General features: G+C 60.6%; 12 protein-coding genes and 1 pseudogene. 6 read left to right on the plus strand and 7 right to left on the minus strand.

The annotated features are described in order from the left end of the window. Positions 1-397 precede the first annotated feature (397 nt). Entirely contained in the window at positions 398-1,594 is a 1,197-nt protein-coding gene (locus tag PG892_RS18485) for an NnrS family protein (protein WP_223916595.1), read from the plus strand. Here PG892_RS18485 and PG892_RS18490 read toward each other — a convergent pair whose 3' ends face one another. After that, positions 1,595-2,167 carry a helix-turn-helix domain-containing protein gene (locus tag PG892_RS18490; protein WP_042015843.1) on the minus strand — a complete coding sequence of 191 codons (573 nt, stop codon included), beginning with the start codon at positions 2,165-2,167 and terminating at the stop codon, positions 1,595-1,597. A gap of 113 nt (positions 2,168-2,280) precedes the next feature. Between PG892_RS18490 and PG892_RS18495 the strand changes: the two genes are divergently transcribed. Both PG892_RS18495 and PG892_RS18500 read left to right on the plus strand, forming a co-directional pair. Continuing rightward, entirely contained in the window at positions 2,281-3,432 is a 1,152-nt protein-coding gene (locus tag PG892_RS18495; protein WP_048209697.1) for a benzoate/H(+) symporter BenE family transporter, read from the plus strand. A 147-nt stretch (positions 3,433-3,579) separates the two neighbouring features. Further along, positions 3,580-4,679: pseudogene (locus PG892_RS18500) on the plus strand (DUF3103 family protein). A gap of 63 nt (positions 4,680-4,742) precedes the next feature. Here PG892_RS18500 and metF read toward each other — a convergent pair. Beyond that, entirely contained in the window at positions 4,743-5,639 is an 897-nt protein-coding gene (metF, locus tag PG892_RS18505; protein WP_010674220.1) for a methylenetetrahydrofolate reductase, read from the minus strand. A 327-nt stretch (positions 5,640-5,966) separates the two neighbouring features. On the opposite strand from metF, the gene PG892_RS18510 reads away from it, so the two are divergent. After that, positions 5,967-6,758, plus strand: coding sequence for a GNAT family N-acetyltransferase (locus tag PG892_RS18510; RefSeq protein WP_134997601.1), 792 nt, complete (start codon positions 5,967-5,969; stop codon positions 6,756-6,758). A 60-nt stretch (positions 6,759-6,818) separates the two neighbouring features. Here the strand turns inward: PG892_RS18510 and PG892_RS18515 are convergent, their stop codons facing one another. The 3 genes from PG892_RS18515 to PG892_RS18525 all read right to left on the minus strand — a co-directional run bounded on the left by PG892_RS18515 (position 6,819) and on the right by PG892_RS18525 (position 11,078). Next, positions 6,819-8,282 carry an extracellular solute-binding protein gene (locus PG892_RS18515; RefSeq protein ID WP_042015850.1) on the minus strand — a complete coding sequence of 488 codons (1,464 nt, stop codon included), beginning with the start codon at positions 8,280-8,282 and terminating at the stop codon, positions 6,819-6,821. Between the two features lie 8 nt (positions 8,283-8,290). Continuing rightward, positions 8,291-10,270 carry a methyl-accepting chemotaxis protein gene (locus PG892_RS18520; RefSeq protein ID WP_128345465.1) on the minus strand — a complete coding sequence of 660 codons (1,980 nt, stop codon included), beginning with the start codon at positions 10,268-10,270 and terminating at the stop codon, positions 8,291-8,293. Positions 10,271-10,466: 196 nt separating this feature from the next. Continuing rightward, entirely contained in the window at positions 10,467-11,078 is a 612-nt protein-coding gene (locus PG892_RS18525; RefSeq protein ID WP_270825660.1) for an OmpW family outer membrane protein, read from the minus strand. Between the two features lie 325 nt (positions 11,079-11,403). Between PG892_RS18525 and PG892_RS18530 the strand changes: the two genes are divergently transcribed. Then, complete coding sequence (locus tag PG892_RS18530) at positions 11,404-11,529, plus strand: hypothetical protein (RefSeq protein ID WP_270825661.1); 126 nt, start codon at positions 11,404-11,406, stop codon at positions 11,527-11,529. Between the two features lie 115 nt (positions 11,530-11,644). On the opposite strand, the gene uvrA is transcribed toward PG892_RS18530, so the two are convergent. Both uvrA and PG892_RS18540 read right to left on the minus strand, forming a co-directional pair. Further along, positions 11,645-14,473 carry an excinuclease ABC subunit UvrA gene (gene uvrA, locus PG892_RS18535; protein ID WP_041211876.1) on the minus strand — a complete coding sequence of 943 codons (2,829 nt, stop codon included), beginning with the start codon at positions 14,471-14,473 and terminating at the stop codon, positions 11,645-11,647. 92 nt (positions 14,474-14,565) lie between these two features. Continuing rightward, positions 14,566-15,204 carry a LuxR C-terminal-related transcriptional regulator gene (locus PG892_RS18540; protein WP_270825663.1) on the minus strand — a complete coding sequence of 213 codons (639 nt, stop codon included), beginning with the start codon at positions 15,202-15,204 and terminating at the stop codon, positions 14,566-14,568. A gap of 517 nt (positions 15,205-15,721) precedes the next feature. Here PG892_RS18540 and PG892_RS18545 point away from each other — a divergent pair. Next, the gene (locus PG892_RS18545) at positions 15,722-16,291 is read left to right on the plus strand and encodes a single-stranded DNA-binding protein (protein WP_010674212.1); all 570 of its coding nucleotides are present in this window, start codon (positions 15,722-15,724) and stop codon (positions 16,289-16,291) included. Positions 16,292-16,365: the final 74 nt, after the last annotated feature.

Consider the following 16,365-nt stretch of genomic DNA (forward strand, 5'->3'; position numbering starts at 1 on the left):
AAATTGTTTTTGATGCTCGATGCTGTGAGTGCCCACACAGATTGCTTGATTCAAATTGTTAAAGAGCGTCACGCTTACCGCGTTGAGGAGGCGCATCTTACGCTCCTCACTTCGAAAGTCAAGCGGTTGTTTTCGCTTTTCTTTCGGCGCCCACCTCATCAGGAGGCTAGCTCATCAGTTCGGCGTGGTCCGCCGTGCTGGTAGGGGCGCATTATAGGGAGCCGCGCCGTGATGACAAGGGCTTTTTCACCGAAAAGAACCGTTCGCTCAGATATACAGCAAAGCGGTTCTATTTCGTTCGCATCACCACCATTTCGGGCTGTCATTGGATTTAAATTGAACATTTGAAAAGCCACTTTATAATTGGCTTTTCAAATGTTCAATTAAGGTTTCATTCATGCACCAGATCCTGGATAGCCGCAAAGAGGAGAGAATCGTTCCTCTGTTCCGCCTCGGGTTTCGGCCTTTCTTCCTGTTCGGCGCCTTGTTCTCGGCTTTGGCGATGCTGGGCTGGCTGGGCCAGCTCAACGGCTGGTTCGCTCTGCCCGGGATTAGCAACCCCATCTGGTGGCATGCACATGAAATGCTGTTCGGCTTTGGTGCCGCCATAGTGGCGGGTTTTCTGCTTACCGCCGTCCAGAACTGGACTGCTCACCCAGGTGTACGCGGTTGGCCGCTGGCACTGGTCGTGGGATTGTGGGTCATCCCGAGAGGCCTGCTCCCCTGGTTTGGAGAAAGCAATGTCACTCTGATGGTCATGGACCTGGCCTGGTTGCCCCTCTGTACGTGGTTCCTCGCCAGACCCATCATAGTGACGCGCCAGTGGCGCAATCTCTTTTTTGTTCCCCTGCTTCTCGTGTTGACCCTGCTCAATACCGCTTGCTGGCGGTGGCATGCCGAATGGCCATTGGTGGAACATATCCTGCTTGCAACCGTGCTCCTCTTCACGACTCTGATTGCCATCATGGGAGGACGTGTCATTCCCTTCTTTACCGCCAGAGCCACTGGGGCGGAAAAAGCACCCCCACTGCCGTGGCTGGAGCGCATTGCCCTCGCGTCTCTGTGGCTCATCCTGCTGTTCTGGTTGGTGCTTCCGACACAGTGGGTCATCGGCATCCAGATGTTCCCTCTATATATAGTGGCGGCAGGGGCTCACCTCTACAGGCAGCTGCGCTGGCGACCCGGAACCACGGTGGCCCAACCCCTGCTGTGGTCGCTTCACCTGGCCTACCTCTTTATCCCCCTGGGGCTGACCGCCCTGGCGGCACGCACGGCTGGCTGGCCGATTGCCTTGTCACTGGCAAGCCATCTGTTCAGCGCGGGCAGCATGGGGGCCATGATCCTCGGGATGATAGCCCGTGTATCCCTCGGACACAGTGGCAGAGCCCTGCAGATAGGACGCAGGATAACGGCTGCATTTGCACTGGTGATCCTGTCCGCGCTGTTGCGGGTCTTGCTCCCCCTCTTTTGGCCAAATCTCACCCTCACTGGATGGAACCTAAGCGGATGGAGCTGGGTTGCCGCCTACGGTCTGTTCATCTGGGTTTATACCCCCATACTGACCAGTCCCAGGGCGGATGGCCGCCCCGGCTAGTCATCGCGTGGCCATGGCCGGATAGTGGATCAGATTGTGGAAGATGGCGGGAGCGACCCCAAGATTGCGATAGCCATGGGGACGGTCCGCTGCAAACCGGACGGCCTCACCCTGATCGAGGGAACGCCATGCCCCGTCCACCAGCACCTCCATCACACCGCTGATGACGATGACATGTTCGGTCACTCCGGGTTCATGGGGTTCGGACTCCCGCTGGTAGCCAGGTAGCAGGGTCAGTTCGAACAACTCGAAACCAAAGCGGGCCTCATAGGGGAAAAGCGGGGCAACCTGCATCCCCTCTCCCGCTGGCTGCTGTCGAATATCATCGGCAATACGGTATACCGTCTCTCCCTGCGCCGCTGGTGTCGGCTCAATGAAACTGGAGAAAGAGACCCGAAAGCCGGTGGCAATCTTCCACAATGTTGCCACCGTCGGACTGGATTCACCTCGCTCGATCTGTCCCAGCATGGCCTTGCTCACCCCCGTTTCACGGGCGGCCATATCCAGGCTCCATCCTCTTTCAGTGCGCAGCCCTTTCAATCGCTGGGCCAGATAGCGACTCATCTCCTGCATCTGTTCTCCGATTACTTCGAACCATATTGTGCGCCATAACGCACAGCGCTATAGTCAAAACCACATTGTACGCAATAGCGCACAAGCTATCAGCATCCACAAGGAAGTTTCCCATGCCCCTAGCCCTCCCCCACATGGTCGCGGGACTCATCGCCGTATTGGTGGGTTACACGAGTTCTGTCGTCTTGATCATCCAGGCTGCCACGGCCGCCGGTGCCGATGCAGCCCAGGTATCTTCCTGGTTATGGACACTGGGTATCGGCATGGGGGTCAGCTGCATCGGCCTCTCCCTCTATTACCGGGTGCCTGTCTTGACGGCCTGGTCCACCCCGGGTGCCGCCCTGCTCATCACCAGCCTGGGGAACTTCAGTCTGGCTGAAGCCATCGGCGCCTTCATCATCTCTTCACTGCTGATCACCCTCTGCGGTATCAGCGGCTGGTTCGACAGGCTGATGCGTCACATTCCCGCCCCCCTGGCGGCCGCCATGCTGGCCGGAGTCTTGCTCAGGTTCGGGCTGGATCTCTTCAAGGTGGCACCGCAAGATCCTCTGCTGCTTGGCACCTTGCTACTGGCTTTCTTGCTGGGTCGCCACCTCTGGCCCCGCTACACCATGGTGCTGGTCCTGGCGGCCGGCATGCTGCTCTGCACCCTGAGGGGCGAGCTGCAACTCAACGAGGTTCACTGGCAACTTTCCACCCCGGTCTGGATCTCGCCAGCCTTTTCCATCGACGCCCTGCTCGGCATCGCGCTCCCGCTCTTTCTCGTTACCATGACCTCGCAAAACATGCCGGGCATTGCCATCCTGCGCGCCCACGGCTATCAACCGGCCACTTCTTCCCTGATTGGCTGGACCGGATTCATCGGCGTGCTGCTGGCACCGTTTGGCGGCTATGCCTTCAACCTGGCCGCCATCACTGCCGCCATCTGCATGGGCAAGGAAGTGGATCACGATGTCACTCGACGCTGGCCTGCTGCCGTGTGGGCTGGATGTTTCTACCTGCTCACAGGCTGTTTCGGTGCCACCGTGGTTGCCCTGTTCAGCGCATTCCCTGCGGTGCTGGTCACCTGCGTGGCCGGGCTGGCGCTGCTCGGTACCATAGGCAGCAGCTTGCACAGCGCCTTGCAGCAGGACGAGGAGCGGGAAGCCGCGCTACTGACTTTCCTCGTGACTGCCTCGGGGATCACCCTGCTCGGGGTCGGGTCTGCCTGCTGGGGATTGCTGATCGGAGTGACATTGCATCAAGTCAACCGGCTCCGCGCCTGACCTGACCATCTGGGGAGACTCCAGTGAGACGCAGCACATAATCCTGAGAAGAGCGTTCACATATGAACCTTATTCCTTTCTAGTGACAAAACGGCGCAGATCCTTCCCGACAAGCGCCGTTGTCAGACTCAATACTGGAGAACGAAGATGAGGAATCAGGCTGTCATTTTATTACTGGCAATGCTGGGTGCCACCACGGCCCAGGCTGCCGACACCGATCGGGACCTGGCACGCCAGCTCGCGCTGCAGCAGAAGAACCTGCTGCCACTCCTGAACAATCAGGAATACCAGAGCCCGCTGCCCAACCTGCTGCCAAAGGCCAGCCCGCGTCTGAAGCGCCAGGCTCGGGATGCCAACCAGGCGGCCATCAGTCGGCAAGGGCTGGATGGCGAGGTCAGGGAGCTGATGCAACTGCGGCTGGCCAATCCGGATCAGGCGGATGCACTGCAACAAGGGGTTGAGCCACTGGTTGCCTACATACCAAGTGGTGACGAAAAGAGCTGGAGCGCCATCGAGGCGTTCGACAGCGCCGGCAGCCCGATCTATCTCGATGTGAACCAGCCGCCGGCAGCCCGATCTATCTCGATGTGAACCAGCCGCCGGCGCGGCCGGTACTGGTGGTGGAGGCCGATCCGGTCAAAGCCAAGAATGCCGGCCTGAAGGTGATGCGAAAGGCGCTGGCTGCCGCCGACATGCAGGTGACGCCCCGTGCCACCAGCAACGCCACGCCCCTCAAGACCAGCATTCTCAAGAAGATCAGGCTCAACGATGATCAGGAGCCCTGGCTGCTGGGCGCCGCCGAGGTCTATGCCGTCGTGGCCGGGGTCAATCCTGGCAGGGACGAGCCCGTGGTAGATATCGTCGACATGCCCTATCTCGACTACGACAACACCGACTACACCCCCAACCAGATCCTGGTCTATTGGGATCGCTACCGCTGGGGAGCCGTCGACGTGGTCATGATGGAGCAGGATGACAACGTCAATTACAAGGAGCTGAGTGCCCTCCTGATTGACGCACTCAAACTCGGCTTCACTGCGGGCGGCGTACCCGAGGCCCTGCCCTTCCTCGACCTCGGCGGTCGTATCGTCAAGGCACTTCCGGACTCCTGGATGACCAACAACGACGACTACCTCGACACCTTCTATACCCTGGAGCAGGACCAGAGCTATCACCAGTATCCCGGTGCCGCCGGCAATGCAGTCATCGATCTCGAGCCCAGGGAGATCCAGCCAACCCGGCCCTGACTGTCGCTCAAAACAAAAAGCCAATGAGAAGACTCATTGGCTTTTCTGTATCAGAGCCGCGGATCAGGCCTGACCTTTCGGCCTCACACCCAGTGTGTGACAGATGGCATAGGTCAGCTCTGAGCGGTTCAGGGTATAGAAGTGGAAATCCTTCACCCCTTCCTGACTCAGCACACGCACCTGGTCGATGGCAATGCTGGCTCCCACCATGTTGCGCGTCATCTGATCGTTTTCCAGCCCTTCGAAACGCTGGTGCATCCAGCGCGGGATCTTCACGTTGGTGAAACCGGCAAACTTGGCCAGGGTCTGGTAGTTGGAGACCGGCAGTATCCCCGGCACGATCTCCGCATCGATACCGATGGCGGCGCAGCGATCCCGAAAACGCAGATAGGTCTCCACATCGAAGAAGAACTGGGTAATGGCCCGATTGGCACCGGCATCTATCTTGCGCTTGAGGTTGAGCAGGTCGGATTGCGCACTGCGAGCCTCGGGGTGGCCTTCCGGATAGGCGGCGACCGAGATATCGAAATCGGCTTCGGATTTCAGCAGGGCGACCAGGTCGGTGGCATACATGTCAGGCTTGTCGAGGCCGGGGGGCAAGTCTCCGCGCAGGGCCACGATGTGGCGAATGCCGCTGTTCCAGTAGTCACGGGCAATGGTCCGCAGCTCGTCACGGCTGGCGTCGATACAGGTCAGGTGCGGGGCGGCGATGAGGCCGGTACGCTCCTTGATGTCCTTGATCACCTTGTGAGTGCGGTCCCGGGTGCCCGAATTGGCGCCATAGGTCACAGAGACGAATTTGGGCTCCAGCACCTGCAGGCGCTCGATGGACTGCCAGAGGGTGTTCTCCATCCCTTCGCTGTTGGGCGGGAAAAACTCGAAACTGACCGATATGTCGCCACCCAGATCCGCCAAACTCTGGTTGAGTGCCTCAACCTGACGCGCGCTGTGAAATCCCATCTGCTCTCTCCCTGTCCTGCAACCCATTCCTTCACGCCAAAACGGATGTTTGGACGTCTAAACGTCTTTCTATCTTTATGAGAAAACGGATCAAAGTCAATACCGATTTGTCAGCGACAAGGGGGATTGCCGATTTTTTTATTTTGCAATTCAACCTAAGTAATGAGCGACCCCATCCCAAAATGCTGTCAGGCACGCTATGATGCGGGCGGATCGTCCTGGACGTTCTGAATCTGCGTGTGATTGTTTGGCCGGGTTTCCCGGCCTTTTTTTAACTTCTTTCCCCGCCTGCCGATAAGCAATTCAAGCGTTTGCAGGAGCCCCATCATGGAAGATCACCCCGGTTTTGCCACCGATCTGCTGTTCGATCGCTATCAGGGCGAGGTGACGGATCATGATGCGTTCTGGACCGTGCGCACCCCGGGCTCTCCAGACTACTACTTCGGCAACTACCTGCTGCTGCCCACTCCCCCAAGCGATCGTGACAAGGGCTGGCTCGAGGCCAGTTTCGACAGGCTGATTGGCTGGGACCCCCGTATCCGCCACCGCACCTTCCAGTGGCCCCTCGCCGCAGGCCAGAACAGCCGGGTCGCCGGGTTCGTGGCGGCGGGATACCAATACATGGAGTGCGTGGTACTGGCGCTGGGTGCAATGGAGTGGCAAGCCCCCACCGGCAGCGACATGGCCCCGGCTCGCCCGTTCACCGCGGCGGACTGGGATCAGTGGCTCGCCTTCGAGCTGGCAGAGCGGGATCCAGCCCATTCGGAGGAGCGCTATCTTCCCTATCTCTTGTCACGCCGCCAGCTCTATCAGGCCATGATCGATGACGGGCTCGGACAGTGGTGGGGGTTATGGCACCAGGATCAACTGGTTGCCAGCTGCGGACTCTTCTTCACCGGCACCCTGGGACGCTTTCAACTGGTGCGCACGCACGCAGAGTGGCGAAACCGGGGGCTCTGTCGTCTGTTGCTGAGCCAGGTCGCACGCCAGGGACTGGCACGGGCCAGTTCGCTCATCATAGTGGCAGACGAGCACTATCACGCCCAGCGGGTCTATCGCACTCTGGGTTTCGTGCCGGTGGCCCGTATCGGCAGCCTGTGCCGCTTGCCACGGGAATGACAGGTCATCACGCAGATGCAAAACGGGAGGCCAAGGCCTCCCGTTCTTCATGGTGAACCATCAGGGCTGTGCCCCCTCCAGTTCGCTGGCGAGCGCCTCCTCCACTTCGGCAGGAGGCGCTGGAGCGACAGCTCCGGACACCGGTGCTGACGGAGGCTGGGTCGCGCTTGCTCCGGAGGGCGCTTGTCCATTCGGCACCACAGGAGCAGCAGGCTCGGTCCCGATGGCACCCGACGCAGGGACGGCAGGCACGCTCGCCTCACACTGACATTCCTGTCCCTTGCCCTGGTTGCCCTGATGGGGGGCATACCACCCTTTCAACCCCTGTTCCAGGCGATCGGCCGCCGCCTTGGGTGCCACGGTTCCCAGCAATACCTGCTGGCTCACCTCGGCCAGTTCATCCCCGAGCTTGGGAGTGCCGCGGGAGAGGATCTGGGTGGCAACCCGGATGGTGGAATCGCACTGATCCCGCCACTCCATCATCTCTCTGGCCGCCGGATTGGTGGCTTCAAAGAAGTGGTTGGAGAGCGAGAAGAAGCCGGGCAGCGAGTTGGTATAGAGCTCGGCAAACTGGGGAGTGGTCAGCCACTGCAGGAAGGTCATGGCGGCCTCCTTGTTCTTGCTGGCCGGATTCATCCCCATACCGATATCGGTGTGATCGGTGAAGAAACAGCCATCCCCCTGCTTTGCCACGGGCGGGCGCATGACACCGAAGTCCACCTTGCCGGTGAAGGGGGCGATCTCCCAGGATCCCGCCGCATAGAAGGCAGCCTTGCCCGAGGTGAAGAGCTCGTTGGTGGTGGCGTAGTCGCGGCTCTCGCCCCCCTCCCCCAGGTAGTCACGCCAGCGGGCCAGCTCCTCGAACACCTTGACGTATTGCGGGTTGTTGAAGCGCTCCTGGCCCCCGATCAGCGCCAATCGACCATCCTCCCCCTTCCAGTAGTTGGGGCCTATGTTCTGGAAACCGAGCTCGGAGGCAACCCAGCTCTCCGAGCCGCTCACGGCGAGGGGAACATAGCGACCATCCGCCTTCACCTTGTCCAGGGCTGCGAAGAATGCCTCGCGGGTCTGGGGTACCGTCAGCCCCAGCTCACTGAATATCTTCTTGTTGTAGAAGAAGCCGTGAATCACCGATGCCATGGGTACGCAGAAAGTCTGGGCGCCGCTGTCGGTCTGCCAGGGGGATTGGGCAAAGCTCGGGAAGTTCTCCATCCCCGCCATCTCGCTCAGCTCCACCAGATGGCCCGCCTTGAACAGGGCCAGGGAGTCGTCAAACGGGCGGCAGGTGATGAGATCCCCCGCCTTGCCCGCCTTGAGGCTGGCCCAAAGGGTCGGCATGTACTCGACGTTCTGCACCCCGTTGAATTTCACCTGAATACCCGGGTGGGCGGCCTCGAATGCAGGAATGATCTTCTGTTCCCACAAGGCCTTGTCATCTATGCGCCAGCTCTCTATCACCAGCTCGCTGGCCATCAGCTGGCCACACAACAGGAGACTCAGGGCCCCGATCCATTTGTTAGCCATAAGTCCTCCTACACCTTGAAATGGGCGATCAATTGCTGCTGCTTGGCGACCAGATCCGCCAGCACCTCACTGCTGCTGGCCGATTCCCGCGCCTCCCGCTCGGTCTCGTAAGCCACATCCGCAATGCCGGCGACATGACGGGCAACCCCCTGACTCACGGAGATCTGTTCCTGGGCGGCATGAGCCACCTGATCCGCCATCGCCTTGATGGCGCTCATCCGCTCGGCAATGGATTGCAGCGCCTCGTCCATCACCCGGGTCTGGGCCACGCAATCCTGGGTCTGCTCCTGGCTGCGTGCCATCACGGCCACCACGTGCTTGCTGGAACTTTGCAGGCTCTCGATCATGGCCTGGATCTCCTCGGTCGAGGTCTGGGTCCGGTTCGCCAGTGCCCGCACCTCGTCCGCCACCACTGCGAAGCCGCGACCGGCGTCCCCCGCCCGGGCCGCCTCGATGGCCGCGTTCAGCGCCAGCAGGTTGGTCTGCTCGGCGATGCTGCGGATCACGTCGAGGATGCTGCCGATGTTGTCGCTGAATTCCCCCAGCTTGTGGGTGATGCCGACCGCCTCTTCCATGGCTCCCGCCAGTTGTTCGGTGATCTGGCGCGTAGTCGCCACTTGTTTGCGTCCGGCGCGGGCCTCTTCGTCCGCCAGGTCCACCTCGCGCTTGGTGCCGTCGGTGGAGCGCGCCACCTCAGTCGCACTCACCTCCAGCTCTGTGATGGCGGCAGCCACCTGATCGGTCTGGCTCTTCTGATCCTGTACCCGTGACATGGCTCGCTCGCTTATCTCGGCGGCGCGGCTCGCCTCGTCCACCAGATGGCGCGAGCCGGCATTGATCTGGGCGAGCAACTCGCCAGTCTTGTCTGCCAGGGTATTGATGGAGCGGGTCAGGCTGCCGAACTCGCAGCGGCTCTGGTAGTCGATGCGCCGGGTCATGTCACCCGTGGCCATGCGATCCAGCTCCCGATCGATGAGTTGCAGCGGACGCTGGATGCTGCGGGCCGTGGTGTAACCGATGAGGAGCGCGGCGGCCGCGGAGATGGCAGACACGATCAGGATCCAGGCGCTGGCGCTGCTGACGGCGTCATCCGCCCCGACCCGGCTCGCGCTGGCAATGCTGCCCGCCGATTTGGCCATCTCGTCCAGCAGCGCCAGGCTGTTGACCAGACTGGTGTCGAGTTGCTGGTTCAGGGACTGCAGTGAGGCCGCCAGTTGCTGGCCATTGCGCATGGTCGCCAGCAACCCTTTCGGGCCGAGGGCCAGCTCCTGCATCCGATCGAGGTTGACGATGAAACGCTGCCTCACGTCATCGGGCACCTGCACCCGTTCGAGCCGTTTGCGTGCCATCTCGATATCCTTGCCGAGCACCTTCTCCAATTCATTGAGATCGGTCTTGGCATCGGCCCGGCGGATGTTTTTCAGATCCCGGGCAATGCCGGAGGTGATGAGTTCGGCCTTGTTGCGCATGGAGCGTTTGCTCGCGGTCTGCTGCAGCAACAGATCGGCGGCCCACTGGTAGGTATCTTCCAGCCGGATGAACGCCAGCTCCAGTTCATGGCGCCGATCGAGTGCGGCCACCCACTGACCGTGCTGGGTCAGCACCTGATCCGCCAACCCGTAGAACTCGCGGGTCGCCCCGTCGACCTGGCGGAACCGCTCGCTCGCCTCGGCCACCCCGTCAAACCGGGCCATCTCCTTGCTCTGGGCCAGGAAACGCTCCTGCTGCGCCTTGAACTGGCTGGCCAGTTGCGGCAACTGGGCCGCCTCCTCGCTGGTTCTGTAGGTGAGCACCCAGCGGTTGCTGTCCTGCAGTGCGCCCTTGAGCCCGGCTACCGCGATCACCAGGGGGGTGGCACGATCAGAAACCTGGGAGAGCCCCTCGTTGATCCCACGGATCTTCAAGATACTGATGAAGCCGAGCAGAACCAGCAACAACAGCATCAGCACGAAGCCGGCGATGATCCGCTGCACAATAGATAAACCCATGGAGGCATCCTCACTCGTTGGGGAAAGGGGTGAATGCCGAGGTTATCGGCAGCGGGATGCAATGGAATAGCGGTTCGTGACGCGATGGCGGGCCAGATCACAGTTGGCGTGACATGGCAGGCAGAAAAGGGCCCGAACAGAGCCGGGCCAAAGAGACATGCTTGTTGTCATGGCCGTGCACCGGCCACGTTTGTCATCAGAAGCGGTAACCGACGCCGAACATGAAGGCCACCGGATCGATGGAGGTGTTGATGGTGCCCACGGCGGTATGCACATCGGTATCGATGTCGATGAGCCAGGCAGAGGCGTTGACGAACCAGCGGTCATTGATCGCCATGTCCAGGCCCACCTGACCCGCCATCCCCCAGGAGGAGTCCACGCTCACATCCGTCCCCGCCAGGGCACCGCGCCCTTCCTCGTCGAAGAAGGTGGTGTAGTTGATACCGGCACCCACATAGGGGCGCACCTTGCTGTTGGCATCACCGAAGTAGTACTGCGCCATCAGGGTCAGCGGCAGGTGTTTGACCTTGGCGACCTCACCCAGGCCGGCAGTCGACACCGAGTGGGAGAAGGGGGTCGCGGCCAGCAGCTCGACACCCCAGTTGTCCGTCAACATGTAGGAGAGGGTCAGACCAAGCTGCATGTTGCTGTCGATCTCCAGCTCGCCCGTCCCCAGCACGTTGTCACTGCTGGTCTGGGGAGAGACGAACGCCAGGCCACCACGGACCAGGATGTCACCGGCCTGATGTGCCATGGCGACGGGGGAAGCAAATGCGGCTGCGATTAACAGAGGAAGGATCTTTTTCATCACATTATTCCTTTTTTGTTTTCTTTCTATGTTGCAAGCCCGAAAACTATAAAAGGATGTGAATGGCCGGTTATTGATGTAGCTCAATAGTTATCAAGAAATAGATAGATGTACACGGCAGCTTTGATTGGACAATCAAACCGCAGATGAAAATAAAAAGTCATTAAAATACATTATGATACCTTAAATTACCGCATCATCATGAAATGTAAAATACCAATCAAATACACCTTAAACATCTTCATATCACCTTTCAATTGTTGTTTAATTATGCCCCGGGGCGTATTTTATTAATGCGATGTAACCACGCTGTAATTTGAATTTTATGAAACCACAGACACGCAAAGACAAAATTCTCAGCATTCTTGCCGCCATCTGGGGGATAGGTTCCTTCCTCTTCATTCTGCTGGGTTTCCTGTTCGCCCTCGCCTTCCTGATGCTGACACACTGAGTCTGCCGGACGAGTCCCTCTTTTCTCCCTCTCATCCCTGGCCGGGCGCCAGATCGGCGCACCTCGCCACCGGCCAACAAAAAAGGGGCCCTGGCCCCTTTTTCTCGAGTGACGCTTATTTCTCCAGTAGAGGAGCGAGGAAGCGCGCCGTGTGGGACTCCTTGCAACGGCTCATCTCCTCAGGCGTACCCGTCACCAGAATACGGCCACCACCAGCGCCCCCTTCCGGGCCCAGATCAACGATCCAGTCCGCGGTTTTGATGACGTCCAGGTTGTGCTCGATGATGACGATGGTGTTGCCCCGATCCCGCAGTTGGTGCAGTACCTTGAGCAACTGCTGGATATCGTGGAAGTGCAGCCCCGTGGTCGGTTCGTCCAGGATGTAGAGGGTCTGACCGGTGTCCCGCTTGGAGAGCTCCCGCGCCAGCTTGACCCGCTGCGCCTCGCCGCCAGAGAGCGTGGTAGCGGACTGACCGAGCCGGATGTAGGAGAGGCCCACGTCCATCAGGGTCTGCAGCTTGCGCGCCACCGCTGGCACCGGATCGAAGAAGGCACGGGCATCTTCCACCGTCATCTCGAGGATTTCGTGGATGTTCTTGCCCTTGTACTTCACCTCCAGGGTCTCGCGGTTGTAGCGCTTGCCCTTGCAGACGTCGCACGGCACGTAGACGTCCGGCAGGAAGTGCATCTCCACCTTGATGACCCCGTCCCCCTGGCACGCCTCGCAGCGTCCCCCCTTCACATTGAAGGAGAAGCGGCCCGGCTGGTAGCCACGGGAACGCGCCTCCTGGGTGCCGGAGAGCAGCTCGCGGATCGGGGTGAACAGGCCGGTGTAGGTGGCCGGGTTGGAGCGCGGGGTGCGGCCGATGGGGCTCTGGTCGATATCCACCACCTTGTCCAGATGCTCCAGCCCCTCGACGCTGCGATAGGGCGCAGGCGTGGACTCGGTGGCCTTGTTCAGCTCGCGGTGGGCGATGCGGAACAGGGTGTCGTTGATCAGGGTCGACTTGCCGGAACCGGAGACGCCGGTGACGCAGGTCATCACTCCGATGGGCAGATCCAGGTTGACGTTGCGCAGGTTGTTGCCGCTCGCCCCTTTCAATTTCAGCCACTTGCCGGTGAGCGGGGTGCGCTCGGCCGGGATGGCGATCTGCTTGCGCCCGGAGAGGTAGTCACCGGTCAGGGACTCGGGGTTCGCGATGATCTCCTCCGGCGTCCCCTGGGCGACGATGGCACCGCCGTGCACGCCAGCCCCCGGGCCGATGTCGAGCACATGGTCGGCGAGGCGAATGGCATCCTCATCGTGCTCCACCACGATCACGGTGTTGCCGAGATCACGCAGGTGGGTCAGGGTCTTGAGCAGCCGCTCGTTGTCCCGCTGATGCAGACCGATGGAGGGCTCGTCCAGCACGTACATGACCCCCACCAGGCCAGCCCCGATCTGGCTGGCCAGCCGGATCCGCTGCGCCTCGCCACCGGAGAGGGTCTCTGCACTGCGCGACAGGCTCAGATAGTTGAGGCCGACGTTCACCAGGAAGCCGAGCCGCTCGACGATCTCCTTGAGGATCTTGTCCGCTATCTGGGCACGCTGACCGGACAGGTTCAACCCTTCGAAGAAGGCCAGGGCATCGCCGATGGACTGCTCGGCGATGGCGGGCAGGTTGCGATTGTCCACGAAAACGTGGCGGGCTTCTTCCCGCAGTCGGCTGCCACCGCAACTGGTACAGGACTTGTTGGCAATGTATTTGGCCAGCTCTTCCCGCACCGCGTTGGATTCAGTCTCCCGGTAACGGCGCTCCATGTTGTGCAAAATCCCCTCGAACGGGTGCTTGCGCACCACCACGTCGCCGCGGTCATTCATGTAGCGGAACTCGATCTCGGTGCGCCCGGAGCCGCGCAGGATCACCTCCTGGGTCTTGAGCGGCAGATCCTCCCAGGGGCTCTCCAGGTCGAACTTGTAGTGATCGGCCAGGGATTTGAGCATCTGGAAGTAGTAGAAGCTGCGCTTGTCCCAACCACGGATGGCGCCGCCGGCCAGGCTCTGGCCCGGATCATGGATGAGCTTGGCGGGATCGAAATACTGCTGCACCCCGAGACCATCACAGGTGGGGCAGGCCCCCGCCGGGTTGTTGAAGGAGAAGATCCGGGGCTCCAGCTCCGACATGGAGTAACCGCACTCGGGGCAGGCGAAGTTGGCGGAGAAGGTCATGGGGGCAACCCCATCCTCCCCGTCCATCGGCACCACCAGCACGATGCCGCCGGAGAGAGTCAGCGCCGTTTCGAACGATTCGGCCAGGCGCAGGGCCAGGTCATCGCGCACCTTGAATCTGTCCACCACCACCTCGATGGTGTGCTTCTTGTGCAGCTCCAGCGCGGGAGGATCCGACAGATCGCACACCTCGCCGTCGATGCGGGCGCGGATGTAACCCTGGGCCGCCAGGTTCTCCAGCAGCTTGGTGTGCTCCCCCTTGCGGTTGCGCACCACGGGGGCCAGCAGCATCAGCTTGGCGCCTTCGGGCTGGGCCAGCACCTGATCCACCATCTGGCTGATGGTCTGGGCCGCGAGCGGAATGGCGTGGGTCGGGCAGCGTGGCTCGCCGACCCGGGCGAACAGCAGCCGCAGGTAGTCGTAAATCTCGGTGATGGTGCCGACGGTCGAGCGCGGGTTGTGGGAGGTGGACTTCTGCTCGATGGAGATGGCAGGCGACAGCCCCTCGATGTGGTCCACGTCCGGCTTCTCCATCAGGGAGAGGAACTGGCGGGCATAGGCGGAAAGCGATTCCACATAGCGGCGCTGCCCCTCGGCATAGAGGGTATCGAACGCCAGGGAGGATTTGCCCGAACCGGACAGGCCGGTCACCACGATCAGCTTGTCACGTGGCAGGATCAGGTTGATGTTCTTGAGGTTGTGGGTGCGGGCACCCCGGATCACGATTTTTTCCATCTTGTTGCGCGCTCGATACGGGAACCAGAGCGGGCCAGTATGGCATAGAGACTACTGGATGAATAGACAGTCTTTCCTTCCGTGCCCCTTCCTCAGAGATACTCCTTGGCCCAGCTCACCGCCTGCAACCGGTTCTTGACGTTCAGCTTCTTGAAGACGTTGTAGAGATGGGATTTGACGGTGTGTTCGCTCACGAACAGGCTGTCGGCGATCTCGGTGTTGGAGGCCCCCGTCATCAGGTGACGCACGATCTCCTGCTCGCGGGCGGTCAGCAGCGTCTGCTGACGCTGAGGTTGCCCGCTCCCCTTGCGGTAGTAGTCCACCAGGTCGCACAGCAGGTGGCGCGGGATCCAGTACTCCCCCTGCAACACCTTGCGGATGCCGAAGACCAACCTGTCCAGCGTGTCCTGACGAAAGAAGAGCCCGCTGGTATGGGGCCACATCAGCAGCAGCTCTTTGTTGGTGCTGGTCGGGGCATTGAGCAACACGGCACTGGCCTCGCCAAAGCGCTGGCAGATGGCATTGCTCCACAGCTCCTGCTGGGTCGACTTGAGGTAGTCCAGATCGATCAGCAGCAAGGTTTTGGGGGCGCCCTCTGCAACGTCTGGCAGGTCATTCAGCTCCCCCACCAGCAAGATGGGCAGACTAAGCTCTTCACTGAGGTGACGCTGGAAACGGGAGGCTTGTGCGTTATTTTCGGTGATCAGCACCAGGAGGGAGTCGGGCGTCATCAAGAGAACTTCCTTGCACATTCGAGTCGGGGCTTTTTGGCAAGGAAGAGTACCAATCCCCCTCCTGGCTGCAGCATTAAAAAAGTATTAGACGCATCGGTGGCTCCTTTGAAGCCCAGCAATTTTCCAGCCAATACAATTGACTAGCACGCCCCCCCCATTTGGGGGGTCAAGTAGTGCCGGTGCGCACCATAACAGCTCCGCCCTCTTCACGCAGCCTGCCCCAGCCTCCTCCCCTTGCTGGTGACACCTTACCTCGGGTAAGTTACTCAGGCTGTGGCGATCCATTGACGCCACAGTGGCAGGGAAGATGTGCGCTCATGCCCGTCAACTGGTACTATGGCGGCCAAACGCTGCGGCCGATCCATGACGCCTCTGCCGGCAAGCTCCGGCGCAGCCAGGACACTGAAGAGAGATGACACCCAGCCAGGGCGCGCATCTCGTTGCAAACAAACGCATTATTGAATGGGCCCAGGCATCTGGCCTGGCCGGTATACATAAGGGTGGAAGAGAGATTATGGCCAGTCGAGGCATCAACAAAGTCATTCTGATCGGTAACCTGGGGCAAGACCCGGAAGTGCGCTACATGCCGAGCGGCGGTGCCGTGACTAACATCACCCTGGCCACCTCCGATACCTGGCGCGACAAGCAGACCGGTGAGCAGAAAGAGCGCACCGAATGGCACCGTGTCGTCTTCATGGGCAAGCTGGCCGAAGTGGCCGGCGAGTACCTGAAGAAGGGCTCCCAGGTCTATGTGGAAGGCAAGCTCCAGACCCGTAAATGGCAGGATCAGAGCGGCCAGGAGCGCTACACCACCGAGGTGCTGGTCGACAGCTTCACCGGTGTGATGCAGATGCTGGGTGGCCGTCCGCAGGGCGGTGGCCAGGGCATGGGCGGCCAATCATCCCAGGGCAACTGGGGCCAGCCGCAACAGGCTGCACCGCAACAGAACATGCAACGTCCTGCTGCCCCGCAGCAGAACATGCAACCGCAAGGCGGTTACGGCCGTCCGGCCCAGCAGCCGCAATCTGCCCCGCCGGTCTACAACGAACCGCCGATGGATTTCGACGACGATATTCCGTTCTAGGGCCGGTTTTTTTAAAATGTAAAGCGTTTTGTAAAGCGAAATGCCTAAAAACCCCGATATTTCGGGGTTTTTTC

This window comes from Aeromonas sp. QDB68 (genome assembly GCF_027707405.1).
Taxonomy (GTDB): Bacteria; Pseudomonadota; Gammaproteobacteria; order Enterobacterales; family Aeromonadaceae; genus Aeromonas; species Aeromonas caviae.